The organism is Bradyrhizobium sp. 26S5, assembly GCF_036923295.1.
GTDB classification, from domain to species: domain Bacteria; phylum Pseudomonadota; class Alphaproteobacteria; order Rhizobiales; family Xanthobacteraceae; genus Bradyrhizobium; species Bradyrhizobium septentrionale.
The window spans coordinates 8,227,061-8,242,343 of sequence record NZ_CP145948.1; the positions used below are offsets into that span (position 1 = coordinate 8,227,061).

Here is a 15,283-nt window from a genome sequence, read left to right on the forward strand (position 1 = left end):
GATCCTCATGCCGCTCAAGCCGTCTGCGTATGGCCCAGCCGTTGAAGCGTTCTGGCGGGAGCCAACCAATTCGCTCTTGCGCAGTCTCGACACCGAACGGTGCGGTCTGCGCCAACAGGAGGCCGAAAAGCGGCTCGCCCTGATCGGCCCGAACCTCGCAGAGCCATCGGGCACGCGATCGATCCTGCAGAAGATCGTACATCGTTTGGTCAATCCGCTGATTGCCATCCTGATCGTGGCGGCAGCCGTGTCGGGGTTCAGCGGCGACCTCGCGAGCTTTGTGATCATCACGCTCGTGGTGGGCCTGTCACTGACGCTGGATATCGTGCAGGAGCACCGCGCGGAGGTCGCCGCCGAAGCGTTGCGGCGCTCGGTTGCCATCCAGGCCGATGTCATTCGCGACGGCGCAATCGTCGCGTTGCCAGTGAGCGAGCTCGTCCCCGGCGACGTCGTGGAGCTGCGGACCGGTGACCTCGTACCAGCCGACGGGGTCGCGCTTATGGCCCGCGATTTCCAGCTGAACGAGGCCCTCATGACCGGTGAACCGTTTCCGGCCGCCAAGACCACCGAGCCATGCGCCACCAATCTGCCTGCGGAAGCGAGCAATACCCTGTTCGCCGGCACCAGCGTCGTTGGCGGTAGCGGGGTGATGCTTGTCGTCGAGACCGGGCATCGTACGCGCTTCGGCATGATCAGCGCCGAGCTGTTGGCGAACGATCCCCCAAGCGCCCTCGAGCAGGGCGTCCAGAAGCTTGGCCTGCTCATTCTCAAGCTGACGCTTTTCTTGACGCTGTTCGTGCTGCTCGCCCACCTCGTGGCGCATCGGCCGGCCGTGGAATCATTCTTGTTTGCCGTCGCGCTGGCCGTCGGCCTGACACCCGAGCTCTTGCCGATGGTGATGACGGTGACGCTGGCGCGCGGAGCGCAGCGGATGGCGAAGCGGCAGGTGATCGTCAAGAGACTGTCCGCGATCCACGATCTCGGTGCGATGGATACGCTATGCGTCGACAAGACCGGCACCCTGACCGAGGCCAAGATCACGCTCGCGGCACATCTGGATCCTGCGGGACGTCCCAGCGATCGGGTGCTCGAGCTGGCCCGATTGAACAGCGCGTTCCAGACCGGCATCCACAGCCCGCTGGATGAGGCGTTACTTGCCGAAGACAGCCCGCCGGGAAGCAGCGCCTGGACCCGGCTCGCCGAGATTCCCTTTGACTACGAGCGACGCTGCCTCTCGGTCCTTGCGGCGCGAGACAACGACCGATTTCTGATCGTCAAGGGCGCGCCGGAAGCGATCATGGCCCGCGCGGTCGCGGTCGAGGTCGATGGTTTGGCCCGACCGCTGGATGATAGCCACCGTGCTCAGCTCGTTCGTCTGGAGGATGACCATGCCCGGCAGGGCTTTCGGCTGCTCGGCGTCGCTATCCGAACCATGCCACCGGACCGCGTCAATGTCACGACCGAGGACGAAGCTGTCCTGACGGTGGTCGGTTTCTGCGCCTTCGCGGACCCTCCCAAGCGCGATGCGGCCGACTCGGTCCGGGATCTGAGGGCACGCGGCGTCGGCATCAAGGTGCTCTCGGGAGACCACGCTGCGGTGGTCGCGCATGTCGCGGATGCCGTCGGTCTCCCCTCCGGTCGCATCCTGACCGGCGGCGAGATCGCCGATTTGAGCGATCGGGCACTCGCCGCGCAGGTCGAGGATGTCGACTTGTTTGCCAGGATCGATCCCGAGCAGAAGAGACGGATTATCCGGGCCTTGCGTCAACGTGGTCACGTCGTCGGCTTCATGGGCGACGGCGTCAACGACGCTCCGGCGATTCACGCCGCCCATGTCGGAATTTCCGTCGCCGGCGCGACTGAAGTGGCACGCGCCGCCGCGGACATGATCCTGCTGGCCCCTGACCTCTCGGTGCTGGGTGCGGGCGTTATCGAGGGACGGCGAACGTTCGCAAACATCTCCAAATATGTGCGCATGGGAACCAGCTCGAATTTCGGCAATATGCTATCGATGGCGCTGGCATCCATTGTCCTGCCGTTCCTGCCGCTGTTGCCGCTGCAGATCCTCCTGAACAACCTGCTCTACGATCTCTCCGAGATCGGCATTCCATTCGATGAAATCGACGAGGAGGATGCCGAGAGACCCCAATCATGGAATATGGCGGATATCCTGCGGTTCACCTTCGTCATGGGCTCGATTTCATCGCTGTTCGACGTTGCGACTTTCACCATTCTCCTGAAGGTCTTCCACACCGATGCGGCCGCATTCCAAACCGGCTGGTTCCTGGAATCCATTGCTACGCAGATCCTCGTGATTTTTCTGATCCGCACGCGGCGGCCGCCATGGCGCGCCAGCCGCCCGCATCGCATCCTGGCGTTGGGCTCGCTGGGCGCACTTGCTTCCGGCATCTTCCTGGCGCTGGGACCGTTCGGTTCCTTGTTCGGTTTCGCGGACCTGCCGCCTGTACTCCTCGGCGCGATTGCTTTGATAACGATCAGCTACCTCGCCATGGCCGAGGCTGGAAAGCATCTTGCGCTCCCAGCCTCCGCACAGCCAAATCGCGCTATGCTGGCGCGACAGCATCCCGCCAGCGATGCCGCACTGAATGGATGACCCACAGACACGCCCCATTAGCGGGAGCGCGGATCAGAGTTGATCCGCATCAAGGCCATTCTTCCTCCCAAATGCGATCCTTGCACTGGTACGACAAATGGCTTTGACCACAAATGGATCGATCACGGCAACGGAACGCACAGAGACTTGACGACACGAGCGATAGCAATGCTCGGGCCGCTACAGCCTCTACACCGGCCCCAACATTCAACCAGCTGATCCGACGCCGCCAGCGTCGAAACGGCGCGACCGTCTCATGGTACGGCCGTCTGCTGATCGTTGGAGCATTGCTGGTCGCCGCCGGCTGGCAGATATTCCAGCTGCTTCTGACCATCATCACTCTCGACTGAAAGTTCGTTGAACGGATTGCGGGTTCAGCGGGACATCGGGGGCGCGTCCTGCACCAACTCGACCGAACGATACGCGTCGGAGTTCGATTTTCGGAAGTACACCGAGCCGTCTCCCGGAACGCTCACGCAATGGTGCTTCTTGGCAAATTGTGCGGACTTGGCGGCAGCGACCTCGTTGATCCCAAACAACCGCTCATAATCATGATCGGAGATTCTCAACACAGCGCCAGCGCCGAGACGATCGAGCCGCGATCGCAACTCGTCAAGGGTCAGGTCTTTATTCATACGCTATCTCTAGACCGAGCTGGACTTCTGCTGAGTGTTGATTCCCAGCAACGTGTAGAGCGGACAGTACGAGAAGAATGCTGTCGCGATCAGAACGAATCCGAGAGTGCCGGCGACCAGCCACCCCGCTCCAAGCGAGCCGTCCTTGAGCGTATATGCGATCACAGCCAGGCCGATGATGATCCGGGCAAACTGATCAATGAGTCCGACGTTGCGTGTCATGGCAATGTGCCTCCTTTGATACAGCTTCATTTTGAACGCATTCCGGCTCACGGCTCTTGGTCGTGATCAATTCACACGGTGCAGACCACCAACCAGCGCCAGACCGGGCGGACACAGCCAGTCTGGCAATTGACACCCTGCCGTTCGAGATAGCTCGCGACATCTCGCAAGCGGCGGGTGGCTGCGTCCCTGCTTGTCAGACGTCGGTCGCCCGCCTAATCTGGACCCCGCCCGATGCTGCGATCCGAGCACGCGAGCGCCTCATATCCGGCCGCAATCTTGATGAAGTGATCGCGGTCGCCTGGGCCTGATGTCGTGCAGCCGGGCGCTTCGTCCGCTCGGCGCGGGACACCCAGTATGAAGCGTCGTCCTGAGGCTTTCCGGTATGCGGATTCTTCTGCGCGACCTCAACAGCACTCTTCGCCGCCTGACGTGGGGGCTGCGCTTCGGTCCCGTGTTGCTGCGACGGCCGCTGCTTTGCATATCCAGAGCACATCACGCAAATCTCCCGGCTATCGAAGTACGAGAGCTCCGGTCCCTTCCGGTACTTCGCCGACCGCCTCGCCGCGCATGGCGTCGATTGGGATCAATCCATCGCCGGCTCGGCAACCCTCGCGCGCTCCTGAAACTGGTCGTACGCCCCCAGAGCGTCAGCGGCATACATCAAGGACGGCCTACCGCCCATGTAGACCGCAATTGCGAGCGCCTCCTCGATCTCCTTGCGGCTGACCCCAAACTTGACCAGGGCCTCGGCGTGGAAGCCGATGCAGCCGTCGCAGTGAGCGGCAACGCCCAGCGCAAGCGCTATCAATTCCTTTGTTCGTGCATCAAGCGCGCCATTTCTGGTTGCCGCCTGCGCCATGGCCGAGAACGCTCGCATGGTCTCCGGAATGCCCTTGCGGAGCTGGTCCAGATTGCTGGAGATGTGCTTGCAGACGTCGGCATAGTCCTTTTGCATGCGACCCTCGGTCTTCGAGATTGGAACGGTCCAGGAAAAGGGCGGCTCTACCGACGGGGATGCACCGGCGAACGCCGCCCTTCATCCAACGCAGTCCGGCAACACGATCTGGCCTTTCTGAAGGACGTGCGCATTCGGCCTGCAAGGACCCGCACTTTGTAACGCAGCGATCACGCGTGAAATTGCGCCAGATCAAACCGCGCGTAGTTTGCCGCTGCCTCAGATCAACACGTCCAACCATCAGAAATTAATCGCGGGCTGCCTAGAGATCGAACATGTCACCCAGACGCGGCAGCTCGACCCGCTGGCCCGGCAAAAGCGTTGCGAGCGCCTGCATTGCGGGCTCTTCGCCGTGGACCAGGAACGTTGCCTCGCATCCCTCGATCGCGCTTCGCCATGCGAGCAGCTCCTGCTGGTCCGCATGAGCCGAAAATCCGTTGATCGTGTAGATCGTGCTGCGAACCGCAATGTCTTCGCCGAACAGCCGCACGGAGTTGGCCCCGTCGATGATCTGTCGCGCAATCGTTCCCGAGGCGGCGTATCCGACAAATACGACCGCCGATTCCTTGCGCCAGATATTGTGCCGGAGATGATGGCGAATTCTGCCGCCCGTGCACATGCCGGACCCGGCCATGATGACGGCACCGCCGGTTACCCTGTTGATGGCGACTGAATCGGCGCTCTCGCGGACGAGATGCAGGTTTGCCGGTTGCAGTGGATCCCGCCCATCCCAAAACATGGAAGCGGCCTCGGAGCTGAGACATTCGGAATGCCGCTTGAATATCTCGGTCGCCGAGATCGCCATCGGCGAATCCAGGAAGATTTGCATCGCCGGCGGCAGCCTGCTGCGCTCCATGTCAATCGGCCTGCAAATTTGACCCCTCATCGGCGTCCAATTTTGACCCCTTCGTGCGGCGGGGTTTGCTGGTAGCGCTCGTCTCGTCGGAGCTGGCCGGGATAGCGGAGGCGAGACGAGCGCGGGTGGCGTGATCGTCGTCTCGGCTCTTGAATCGCCAGCTGTCGTTGCCGGTCTCGACGATGTCGCAGTGATGGGTCAATCGGTCGAGCAGCGCGGTGGTCATTTTGGCGTCGCCGAACACGCTCGGCCATTCGCCGAAGGCGAGATTGGTGGTCACGATGATGGAGGCCCGCTCATAGAGCCGGCTGACGAGGTGGAAGAGAAGCTGTCCACCGGACTGGGCGAAGGGCAAATAGCCGAGTTCATCCAGCACGATGAAGTCCATCCGGGTCAGATGCTCGGCGAGCCGTCCTTGCCGTCCGTTGCGGGTCTCGGTCTCGAGGCGATTGACGAGGTCGACTACGTTGAAGAAGCGGCCGCGGGCACCGGATCGGATGCAGCTTCTGGCGATGGCAATGGCCAGGTGGGTCTTGCCTGTGCCGGTTCCGCCAACCAGCACGACGTTGCGTTGTTGGGCGATGAAGCCGCCGCCAGCGAGATCATTGACGAGCGTCTGATTGATCGGCGTGCCGTCGAACTGGAAGTCGGCGATGTCCTTGGCAAGCGGCAGCTTGGCAATGGTGAGCTGGTATTTGATCGACCTTGCTTGCTTCTCGTTGATCTCGGCGTTGAGCAGGTCGCCGACAATGCGCTGAGGTTCGTGCTGGCGCTTGACGGCGGTTGCCATGATCTCGTCGAAGGCGGCCTTCATGCCGTAGAGCTTCAGTTCGCCCATGAGGTCGAAGATTTGGGTTCGTTCCATCAGATGGTCCTCCGGAGGTTGTCGTAGCGGGCACAATCGGCGATCGGTGCATGACGGAGCGTCAGTGCGGCCGGCGTCATGATGTTGGCCGGTGGGGCGGGTTCACGTTGACGGGCCAGGATATTGAGCACGACATCGGCGGAATGGACGCCATGACCGAGCGCTTCGGCACAGGCCGCTTCCACCGCGGGCAGACCGTCAGTCAGCACCGCGTTGAGGATGTCGACCATCTGCCGATTGCCATCGTCGGTGCTGGCAAGCTTGCGCCGGATCCGCTCGATCGCGGCCGGCAGCACCCAGTCTTTGAAGGGAGCACCGTTGCGCAAGGCGCCGGGTTTGCGGGCGAGCACCGGCACATAATGCCAGGGGTCGTAGACGGTATCGCCGCGGCCAAAGGATCGCGGGTGCTCGGCAACGATGCATCCATCCTGACGGATCACGATGCGATCGGCATAGGCTTGAACCTCGACCGGTCGTCCGACTGCGCTGGCTGCGACCGAGTACTTGTTGTTGTCGAAGCGCACCAGGCAGGTCTTCGAGACCGATGCCGTCACCGCATGGAAGCCGTCGAAGCGGCCGGCATAGGGAACGAGTTTGGGGCGTTCGGCTTCGAACACTTCCCAGATCGTCTGATCGACCAGCTCCGGATGGCGATGAGCCTTGGCGTAGGCGATGCATTTGTCGAGCAGCCAGGCGTTTAACTCGTCGAGGTTTTTGAACCGCAGCCGCGGCGTGAAGAAGCGTTCCCTGACCAGCCCGACCTGGTTCTCGACCTGCCCCTTCTCCCAGCCCGACGCTGGCGTGCAGGCGACCGGATCGACCAGATAGTGGCTGCACATCTGCAGGAAGCGGCGATTGTAGAGACGCCCTTTACCGACGAAGATCGTCTCTACGGCAGTCTTCATGTTGTCGTAGATGCCGCGGGTGCAGGTACCTTTGAACAGGGCGAACGCCCGGTCGTGGGCGTCGAACACCATCTCCTGCGTCTCCCGCGGATAGGCCCGCACGAACAGCATGCGGCTGTGGCAGAGCCGGACATGGGCGGCCTTCACCATTACCGTGGTGCCGCTCAGCAAGACCACCTCGTGGCTCCAGTCGAACTGATAGGCTTCGCCTGGGGCAAAGCTCAGCGGGACATAAGCGGCCGCGGTCGATTGCCCGCGTTCTTTGCTCCACCGCCTGGCGTAACGCCGCACCGCATCGTAACCGCCGTCATAGCCGCGGCCGCGCAGCTCTTCGAAGATCCGGATCAACGTCAGCTGTTCACGAGCCGATTTGGCCGCGTTCGCCGCCAGCAATCCGTCAAGCTCTACTGCCCATCGTCCCAGCTTTGGCCGCGGCTGCACCTGCCGCTCGTACTCGAAGGAGGTCTCTCCCGACCTCAGCACCTTCCGGACCGTGTTCCGCGACACCTTCAGGTCACGGGCGATCTCCTTGATTGTCTTGCCCTTGATGAAGTGCTCGCGCCGGATCCGGGCAATCGTCTCCACGATCAGCATCCCCCACCACCTGCTTCGTTCCAAAGCAGGCAGCGCAACAGACCAATCTGTAGGGGGTCAATTTTGGACGCCGATCCCCCGGCTTAGGGGGTCAATATTGCAGGCCGAATGACACCCGGCTGCGCGGCAGCTCGGCATAATAGGCCTCGAACAAAGGCAACAGCCAGCGTAGCAGACCATATTGATCGTCACGACGACGAGGATCGGCGACGACGTTAATCTCGGGCGAATAGCCGAAACGGCCGAGCGCTGCGGCATGCACGGAGGTATCCTCGCCAGCCATGGCAAGCAGCGTCAGGATGCGCGCATGAGGTTGGATTACCAGTTGGCGCTGCGCGACAATCGGCACGGCCTGGCCTCGCTGGAGTGCCCGCAAGCGGGCTGCTACATGGACAAGGTCAGCCATTCGCAGTCCGATCAAGTAAGAGGGCCGCGGCACGAAGCTCGGCTGCAAGAGCAGCCTCTGCGTAATTTTCGGGCGGCCGGCCACGCCCATCCAGCAAGTCGAGCGCGCGCGTGATTGAGCCCGCCGCGGCGAGCTGCTCGGCAGCAGCGTCGCCCAGGATGATCGGTTGCCCGGCAGCGAGCGCTTGAGCGCGGCAGTGCTCCCACAAGGCGCAATGCTCCTTGCAGTTAGACCGATAGTTATTCGGAATCTGGTCGATGACGTCGCGGCTCGCAAAATTGGCGCCCGCCGGCACCAGGCGTTCGACCTCATCGAGGTCGGCGGGGGGCGGCCGAGAGCGCTCGCACAAGCGAAGCCATTTCGGACTCGGCTCGCATGGAGGTAAACAGCCGCGGCACGAACGAGCCGGGAGCTCGAAGCACCATGTCGATACGATCACCGGCTCGATCCGGATCGTCGTTGCGGCTTTCAAGGTGCTGACGCAAGGCCAGCGTCCCAACCGACGCTTCCCGGCACGCCGATCGTATGTGGGCCTTGTCAGTCTTGCCGCCTCGATCTGCGTAGGACTTGATGACGCCGACCAGCGCGAGCGGCAGCCGAGGGTTCAGAATAAGATTCGGGGCAAGTGGATTCCCCGAATGCTTCAATAGGAGACGCTGGGTTTCGAGTTCACGCCGCTGGCGGGCAAGCACCGTGTCTCCAGGCGCATGATCGGCCACCGATGAGACCTTGACCTCAGTCGGCCCCAGGTGCCCCTTGTCACGATAGGCCGTCAGGAGCGAGGTCCCGCCGTTCTCCAGCAGGCGGCGTTCATAGGCTTGGCTGAGCGTCATCGCGAACGGCGACATGATGTCGGGCTCAGCGCGCAATACGTGTTTGACAATCTCGGTGGGCGTGAGCCCCGCAATGATGATCGCGCGCAGCCGGGTACAGCCGGCGTTGCGAGCCACGCTCTCAATGCCGCGCGCTCCAACCTCCACGGCCGGGATACCACCACGCAGTCGAGCAAGGCGCGCGTTAGCCGGAGTCACCTAATCGCCCTTTCGGCTGCCTTTGTGTCGACCATGACAGGACGACCCCAAAGTTTGAAAGAGGCGGCACTCGACGAGAGCCGAGCAGCAGCGGACTGTCGCTCGGCGAAATCGGCATCTTCGAGCATCTTCAGTTCGGCCTGCGCAGCGTCGGTCACACGCTTTGGATCGATCGGCTGCCCCGTATCACTCGCGCCCGGAATTGATCGCGCGAATGAGAACAGCAGCCGCTCAACGGCCTTTGCCTCGGCCGCCCCGACGTCGCGAAGATGAGCCAATCGACGCGCGAGGTTGCTTGCGATTCGCAGATTGTCAGTGCGCATGCTACGCGAGCCGATAATTCGGCGTTCCAGGGCCCAGGTGGAACTCGTGAGCAGCCTGGGAATGGCGGTAAGCTCGACGGCGCTGATTGCGGGCAGGATCCAGGCGGGGCGCGCAGCAAGGTTTCGCCGCGCGGCATTTTCCTCATCACGCCGAAGGCTGGCGAAGCGCGAAGGCGAAGGTCGATTGCCGGTGAGCGCCGCTGTCAAATCTGCAACGAGCGCTGGCGCGGCCGGAACACCCAAATCGTCGAGCGCATCAAGGGCAAGCTCGCGAAGAGGTTTGGCAGGTTTGCTCGATCGGGGCGTTGCGATATCGCGCGCTTCGAGTTCGCTAAAGCGCAGAGCGTCTGAGAGACGTTGATATTCCGCAGACAGCTCAGTGATTTTCGCTTGGGCACGCTCCCGGCCGGCTGCATCTCGCACGCCCAAAGCCTTGGTCAGCTCGGCATACGCCTCCTGCTGCCGATTGTTCTTGGCGCAGGAGAGCTGGTCAATCGACTTAACATCTCGCGTGGGACGCTCGATAACTGGCGAAAAGCGAACAAGATAATTGCTTTGCGGAAGGGGCTTCGCAACTTCCTGTACCCACTTCGGCAGTTTGAGCGGCGAAGGCCCGTTGAAGGTCTCGACGTGATCGCACCATTCTTCACGTCACCCGAAGAGACATGGGAATGGCTGGTTTCCCCCAACCGGATGACCAGCGGCAAGCCGCCGATCGACAAGCTACGTGATGGTGATCTCCCGCTTGTCGCCATCGCGCGAAAGCCCCCTTAGGTTCCTCCTGATCAGTTGCTCCCGGCTGAGGTACTGCTGACCTCGGCATGTTGATGGCCGGGACTGTGATATCCCATTCAAGGCCTTGAGAACCGAGTGCTGCATTCAGCGCCCCCGGCGCGCACGCGCTCAAGACCACCGTCAGTACATCAACAGTCATGCCAAAAGCATCGACCAATTGATCGGCATGATCTATGAATGTCTCGATGTTGATTGAGCTATACCAGATATCGCCGTTGACAAATTGTAGTTCGTCGATGGCCTGTTGCCGCCTAAATTCGGTCGCTAAATCGCCGTTCCTGAGCGGATGGCAGGTGTTCGCCGAGCCGTTCGTCTCGTCGGCCCATGCACAGACCGTCGACTGGCAGAAGGTCGATGACACGCTGGGCCGAAAGCCCGCCGTGTCGGGCGACGTGCATCGCTACGGCTTTCCGATCACTCAATCGAAACTCGCCGACGCGCTTGGACTGAGCGTCGTGCATGTCAACCGCGTCCTTCAAGCGTTCCGAGCCCAAGGCATCCTTGATTTAAAGCGCCAAATCGTCACGCTTGGCGACTTCGAAAAAATCGTCCAACTCGGGGGATTTGACAGCCTTGAGGACAATATTAGCGCTGAGTAGCGCATGCTGCGGTTACATGTTGAACAGGATTAGAAGGCCGAACATCGCCAGCAAACCGACGCGTATCCGGCGATGGCAATCCAGTCGTAGCGCATGGTCGCACGCTAAGTCCTGCATCATCCGGACGACCTTGATCTAGATCAAGAATACATGGGTCCTATGGGAAGTTATGGGTCCAGAGGCGCTCTCTGGAGGCTATTTTCTCGGAGCACACGCACAGTTATTCGGGCAAGCCCGCCTCTCGAAAGGCGACTAAGCCAAGCCACAAGGGTGCCTCAGCGATTCCCTGGCTTCTTCAGGTAAAGAAGCCAGGGTTGCTTCCACTCGGCGCCGCCCACGCGGAATAGGCGGCATCGTCAGGTTGCATCAAACCGCGGCTTCCCGCCACTAGCCATTGGGGTTAGCGACTTTTGTCGGCATGCCGCTGGATCTCCCCGCCAGCCCAGCCAAAGCCCCTCCCGGGGCGGGTTTCGCGCGCCCTTGGGTTGCATTAAGCTTGAAAGCCGATGTTTGAAGCAGTGTGGAAAATATCATGGAAGACGCGCTAGAACGGGCCTGCCGATGAAACCGCTAATCGGACTTATCGCGCTGCTCTTTACGACCGGCGCATTTGCACAAGCCGCTCCCCCGAAGGCGGCTAAAAGGCCGCCCGTTCAGGTCAGGCCGCAAGCGCCAATGGGTTGCAAACTGGTCGGCACGGTCAGGGGCACCAAGATCTGGGCGGGCGACTGCATTGCTGCGGCACCCGCCGCGGAAACTCCACCACCGCCATCACCCCCGCCTGCACCGCCTAGCGGCCTCAGCGCCCCTGCAGAGAAGCAGTGATTAGGCGACGTTCCGCCGGCCGGTTGAGAATCGGTTGAGGCAAGAAATGACAGTCGTCGACCTGGAGGAGCTAGCAGAAATGGCGGTGCAGCTAGAATCCACCGCGCGCAAACTTGCTCCGAGCCCGGAGCGCTATGAACTACTTCGAGACGTCGCCCGATTTCGCGCGCAGTTAGCCACGAGACTGTCGGAGCTGAAGGCGAAGAAAAAATGAACGATCTCGACTACCTTGGAGCGCGTCAGGTCCGCCCGCATTCCATTCAGAGTTCCGTTCACCACACCAACGCCGCGTAACGAACAAGGCAGAACCGCGATTTCATCGCAAACATGGCGGAGGATCTTGGCGTCTGGTTTGATGCAGAACAGCGGAGTTCAGCAATGGTGACGACCCACAAGGATAAGCCGCGCGGTAAGCCACGCCAGCGCAGCCGGAAGGCGGACCAGCGAAACCAGAAACCTGATGATCAACAGCAGAGCCCGAAGCTCGCCCAGCGGGATGAGGATCGAATCGGCGCAATGGTCGCGTCAATTGACACCGTCACGAACGGCGCAACTGCGCCGGCGGAGCCTCCCTCAAGCGGGGCACCCGCCCCGGCGGATGCGCCCTTGATCGGCGAAGTCGCACCGACGGATGCTCCCCCAATCGGCGCAGTCACACCGGCGGACAACTGGCCAGTCAGTATTCAAACTATCGGGAATGCCTACAGGGACTATACCAAGAGGTCGCTCGAGGAGACCGGGTCCTTTGTCGAGAAGCTCATGGCTGCGCGGTCGTTCGATAAGGCGATTGAGGTTCAGACCGAATTCGCAAGGCAGGCTTATGCAAACTTTGTCGCTGAGTCACAGAAGATTTGTGAACTCTACAGCGAACTTGCCAAGCAGTTCATCTTCAGGCCTTGGGAAGGCTTCGGGGCGAATGTGACCCAAACCCGGCGCTAGGATTTCGCAGTAGCAGTACGAAAAGCAAACCGGCGGCAAAAAGAACCCCCGATCGAGCCTCAGCGTTGAGCTTAGGATCTGCCATCAACAATTATCGACACCAGTTTGCCGACGATCGTTCCGCCTACAAGTGCGATTGAGTCTGCCAAACATCCTTGCTGCGAAAGCACGACGTTCAAAGGACGGCTTGTAAAATACATTTGTTCACTATATGTTCGCGCCTTGAAGTAGATGTCTCGCGAGCCCGTCGTGGTTGATCAGGTCGTCATCACGGAAAAATCCAGCCAGGCGAAAGACATCCGGGCTGCCGTTGGGTCGCGCTACGGTGATGTTCTCCCGGCCGAGGGTCATTTGTTCGACCTGGTTGAACCGGAAGATGTGGTGCCAGAATGGAAACGCTGGTCGCCGATCCTCCTGCGGCCGGAGGGTCTTTACGGTACTCGCCCGGCAGAGGGCGGCAACAAGGCCGCCAAGCTCAAAGCCATCCGAGAGGCCCTACGCACCGCCCGGCAGGTTTGGCTCGCCACCGACTGCGACCGTGAAGGCCAGCTCATCGGTCAGGAAATTCTCGAGCATTACAATTTCCGCGGCCGGGTGCTCCGGGTGCTATTCACCGCGCAGGACGCGCAGACCATCCGGGACGCGTTCGCGCGGGCAAAATCCAATGCCGAATATGCCAGGCTTTACGCCGCGGCCGTCGCCCGACGGCAGGCGGACCAGATCTACAACCTGTCGCTCACGCGCACCGCGACCGTCATCCTGGGGCAAGGTGCTCGGCGCGTGATTGGGGTTGGTCGCGTGAAGACGCCGACCTTGGCGATTGTCTGCACCCGCGAACTGGAAATCCGAAACTTCGTGCCGCTCTCATATTTTGAGGTTGTCGCGACCGCGAAGGTTGCCGGAGGGCAATTCCAGATGCGCCACGCTCCGCAGGAGCGGATTGTCCGGCGCGAGGTCGCCCATGATATCGTCAATGCAGCTCGGGGCTTCGAGGGCGCGCTTGCCGTGCGCGTCGAAGAAAAGCGGCATGGGCCACCCAAGCTGCACGATTTGCCGTCACTACAGAAACTGTGCGGCTCTCGCTTTGGCTGGCCGGCCAGCAAGACGCTCGAGGTGGCGCAGGAACTCTATGACGGCCAGGACAAGAAGATCATCACCTATCCGCGCGCGGAGGTACGCTACCTGCCGCAGAGCTTGATAGCGGACGTTCCGAAGATCGTGATCGGACTGCAGGTAGGCCAAGCGTTCAGCGCAATCCCCCTGCCAGAGCCACCGATGATCCGCAAAGGTGCAAGCGGCAGTTTCTACGATAAGGGACTGGAGGGCGCGAGCCATCACGCCGTCATTCCCAATGTCAACACGATCGATAAGCTGCGCGAGATCTGGCCTCGTCTGTCGTCCGATGAGAAGAAACTGTTCGACGTCGTCGCGCGGGCCTATCAGGCAGCGCTGATGCCCGACTTCCGCTATCGGCAGACAACCGCAACTCTCGACGTGCATGGCTTCGAGTTCCGCGCCTCCGGCCGCCAGCCCATCGATCTCGGCTGGCGCGCAGCATTCCCGGACTGGCGGCCCGTCGACGAAAAGGGCGATGAAGCACAATTGCTTCCGGCGCTGCGCAACGGTGAGACCGCACAACTGCAGGATTCCAAAATTGAAGACAAGGAAACTCGGCCGCCGCCGCGCTACAACGAAGGCACTCTCATCGATGCGATGCAAAATGCTTGGCGCTTCGTCGACGACGAAGCCCTTCGGCAACGCCTGAAGGAAGCCAAGGGTATCGGCACACCGGCGACCCGAGCCGAGATCATCAGTGGGCTCAAGAAGCAGAGCTTTCTGATGACCCAGGGGAAGCACATCCTGCCGACGGAGACCGGCCTCTCGCTATTCGGCGTTCTCAAACAGGCTGACCCTGCGCTGGTCGACCCTGGCGTAACTGCACAATTGGAATGCTTGCTCGACGATGTTGTTGTCGGCAAGCAGGAGATGCTCGGCGCGATCGACGCCGTGTGCGATGTAGCTCAACGCATCATCGGCAAGCTGAAGGAGGGCGCTGCGAACGGAGGGCTACCCTCGTTAGGTGCTGCAGTTGGCAACAACTCCGCAACCTATCCGCCCACACCTGCGATGAAACGTTTTGCCGACAGCATCAGCCGGCAGAAGGGCATCAAGCCCCCGCCCGGCTACACGACGTCAATATCGGTCTGCCGCAGATTTCTTAGTGAACACGCGCCCAAGACAGCAACTAGTGAAACGTCTGGAGAGCACAAGCCTGTCAGTCCGGCCCAGTTATCGTATGCGAAGAAAATCGCGCGGGGGAATGGCGTCGTCATTCCCGACGAGGCCAAAGCTAACTCCGCCGCTATGTCCGCCTGGATTGCCTCGAACCGTTCAACGAACCAGCACAAGCCCAATCGGAAGACCGCACACAAGCCCGCACGATCGGCTGCCCGCCAATCGACAGCTCCGAAGAAACCCTCCCGGAAGCGCAAAGCTAAGGCGGCTGCCGCTGCATCGACGATTGCTCAGGCAAATTCCGCAACCGGCACGCCACTGCGGATTCCTTATGGCAACAAGGACATAGCGCTGAAGCTGGGGGCCCGCTATCGCTCGGGCGGATGGTATGCCCCGCCGGGAGTTGATCTTACTGCATTCGGCGAACGCGGATGGCTATAACGATAGACAGCGAGCCCCTAAGGAATTAGGTGTTGCCAAC

General features: G+C 61.3%; 15 protein-coding genes and 2 pseudogenes. 7 read left to right on the top strand and 10 right to left on the bottom strand.

Translation table 11 applies throughout. From position 1 onward, the window contains the following. Nucleotides 1-7: 7 nt before the first annotated feature. Nucleotides 8-2,614: a magnesium-translocating P-type ATPase gene (gene mgtA, locus V5279_RS38975; RefSeq protein ID WP_338692188.1), complete on the top strand. Its 2,607-nt coding sequence runs from the start codon at nucleotides 8-10 to the stop codon at nucleotides 2,612-2,614. 374 nt (nucleotides 2,615-2,988) lie between these two features. On the opposite strand, the gene V5279_RS38980 is transcribed toward mgtA, so the two are convergent. From V5279_RS38980 to V5279_RS39025, 10 genes and pseudogenes are all read right to left on the bottom strand, one after another. Next, entirely contained in the window at nucleotides 2,989-3,249 is a 261-nt protein-coding gene (locus tag V5279_RS38980; RefSeq protein ID WP_338692189.1) for a hypothetical protein, read from the bottom strand. A 9-nt stretch (nucleotides 3,250-3,258) separates the two neighbouring features. After that, the gene (locus tag V5279_RS38985; protein ID WP_338692190.1) at nucleotides 3,259-3,471 is read right to left on the bottom strand and encodes a DUF2892 domain-containing protein; all 213 of its coding nucleotides are present in this window, start codon (nucleotides 3,469-3,471) and stop codon (nucleotides 3,259-3,261) included. A gap of 586 nt (nucleotides 3,472-4,057) precedes the next feature. Then, nucleotides 4,058-4,429, bottom strand: coding sequence for a carboxymuconolactone decarboxylase family protein (locus V5279_RS38990; RefSeq protein WP_338692191.1), 372 nt, complete (start codon nucleotides 4,427-4,429; stop codon nucleotides 4,058-4,060). 262 nt (nucleotides 4,430-4,691) lie between these two features. Further along, on the bottom strand, nucleotides 4,692-5,234 hold the full coding sequence (locus tag V5279_RS38995; protein WP_338692192.1) for an MBL fold metallo-hydrolase RNA specificity domain-containing protein: 543 nt from the start codon (nucleotides 5,232-5,234) through the stop codon (nucleotides 4,692-4,694). A gap of 52 nt (nucleotides 5,235-5,286) precedes the next feature. Further along, entirely contained in the window at nucleotides 5,287-6,150 is an 864-nt protein-coding gene (istB, locus tag V5279_RS39000; RefSeq protein ID WP_338687724.1) for an IS21-like element helper ATPase IstB, read from the bottom strand. An 8-nt stretch (nucleotides 6,151-6,158) separates the two neighbouring features. Continuing rightward, nucleotides 6,159-7,649, bottom strand: a pseudogene (gene istA, locus V5279_RS39005) (IS21 family transposase); the annotation flags it as partial. 91 nt (nucleotides 7,650-7,740) lie between these two features. Beyond that, a complete protein-coding gene (locus V5279_RS39010) occupies nucleotides 7,741-8,055 on the bottom strand; it encodes a hypothetical protein (RefSeq protein ID WP_338692193.1) in 315 nt (104 codons plus the stop codon). Further along, a complete protein-coding gene (locus V5279_RS39015; protein ID WP_338692194.1) occupies nucleotides 8,048-8,350 on the bottom strand; it encodes a hypothetical protein in 303 nt (100 codons plus the stop codon). The genes V5279_RS39010 and V5279_RS39015 overlap by 8 nt, the downstream gene beginning before the upstream one ends. A 13-nt stretch (nucleotides 8,351-8,363) precedes the next feature. Next, nucleotides 8,364-9,005 (bottom strand): hypothetical protein, encoded by a 642-nt coding sequence (locus V5279_RS39020; RefSeq protein ID WP_338692195.1) that lies wholly within the window; start codon nucleotides 9,003-9,005, stop codon nucleotides 8,364-8,366. Nucleotides 9,006-9,082: 77 nt separating this feature from the next. Further along, entirely contained in the window at nucleotides 9,083-9,832 is a 750-nt protein-coding gene (locus V5279_RS39025) for a hypothetical protein (protein ID WP_338692196.1), read from the bottom strand. Here V5279_RS39025 and V5279_RS39030 point away from each other — a divergent pair. The 6 genes and pseudogenes from V5279_RS39030 (at nucleotide 9,800) to V5279_RS39055 (ending at nucleotide 15,243) form a co-directional block, all read left to right on the top strand. Next, nucleotides 9,800-10,183, top strand: a complete 384-nt coding sequence (locus V5279_RS39030) for a hypothetical protein (protein ID WP_338692197.1) — start codon at nucleotides 9,800-9,802, stop codon at nucleotides 10,181-10,183. The genes V5279_RS39025 and V5279_RS39030 overlap by 33 nt on opposite strands. 257 nt (nucleotides 10,184-10,440) lie before the next feature. Beyond that, nucleotides 10,441-10,623, top strand: a pseudogene (locus V5279_RS39035) (peptidase M23); the annotation flags it as partial. A gap of 36 nt (nucleotides 10,624-10,659) precedes the next feature. Next, the gene (locus tag V5279_RS39040) at nucleotides 10,660-10,803 is read left to right on the top strand and encodes a hypothetical protein (RefSeq protein WP_338701629.1); all 144 of its coding nucleotides are present in this window, start codon (nucleotides 10,660-10,662) and stop codon (nucleotides 10,801-10,803) included. Between the two features lie 871 nt (nucleotides 10,804-11,674). Next, a complete protein-coding gene (locus V5279_RS39045) occupies nucleotides 11,675-11,842 on the top strand; it encodes a hypothetical protein (protein ID WP_338692198.1) in 168 nt (55 codons plus the stop codon). A 164-nt stretch (nucleotides 11,843-12,006) separates the two neighbouring features. Next, nucleotides 12,007-12,567: a phasin family protein gene (locus V5279_RS47135; protein ID WP_414645650.1), complete on the top strand. Its 561-nt coding sequence runs from the start codon at nucleotides 12,007-12,009 to the stop codon at nucleotides 12,565-12,567. 249 nt (nucleotides 12,568-12,816) lie between these two features. Further along, complete coding sequence (locus V5279_RS39055; protein ID WP_338692199.1) at nucleotides 12,817-15,243, top strand: type IA DNA topoisomerase; 2,427 nt, start codon at nucleotides 12,817-12,819, stop codon at nucleotides 15,241-15,243. Nucleotides 15,244-15,283: the final 40 nt, after the last annotated feature.

What these genes read in the sequence shown, in the direction of transcription:
- mgtA (WP_338692188.1), top strand. Translation starts at nt 8, where the DNA reads ATGCCGCTCAAGCCGTCTGCGTATGGCCCAGCCGTTGAAGCGTTCTGG.
- V5279_RS38980 (WP_338692189.1), bottom strand. Translation starts at nt 3,249, where the DNA reads ATGAATAAAGACCTGACCCTTGACGAGTTGCGATCGCGGCTCGATCGT.
- V5279_RS38985 (WP_338692190.1), bottom strand. Translation starts at nt 3,471, where the DNA reads ATGACACGCAACGTCGGACTCATTGATCAGTTTGCCCGGATCATCATC.
- V5279_RS38990 (WP_338692191.1), bottom strand. Translation starts at nt 4,429, where the DNA reads ATGCAAAAGGACTATGCCGACGTCTGCAAGCACATCTCCAGCAATCTG.
- V5279_RS38995 (WP_338692192.1), bottom strand. Translation starts at nt 5,234, where the DNA reads ATGGCGATCTCGGCGACCGAGATATTCAAGCGGCATTCCGAATGTCTC.
- istB (WP_338687724.1), bottom strand. Translation starts at nt 6,150, where the DNA reads ATGGAACGAACCCAAATCTTCGACCTCATGGGCGAACTGAAGCTCTAC.
- V5279_RS39010 (WP_338692193.1), bottom strand. Translation starts at nt 8,055, where the DNA reads ATGGCTGACCTTGTCCATGTAGCAGCCCGCTTGCGGGCACTCCAGCGA.
- V5279_RS39045 (WP_338692198.1), top strand. Translation starts at nt 11,675, where the DNA reads ATGACAGTCGTCGACCTGGAGGAGCTAGCAGAAATGGCGGTGCAGCTA.
- V5279_RS47135 (WP_414645650.1), top strand. Translation starts at nt 12,007, where the DNA reads ATGGTGACGACCCACAAGGATAAGCCGCGCGGTAAGCCACGCCAGCGC.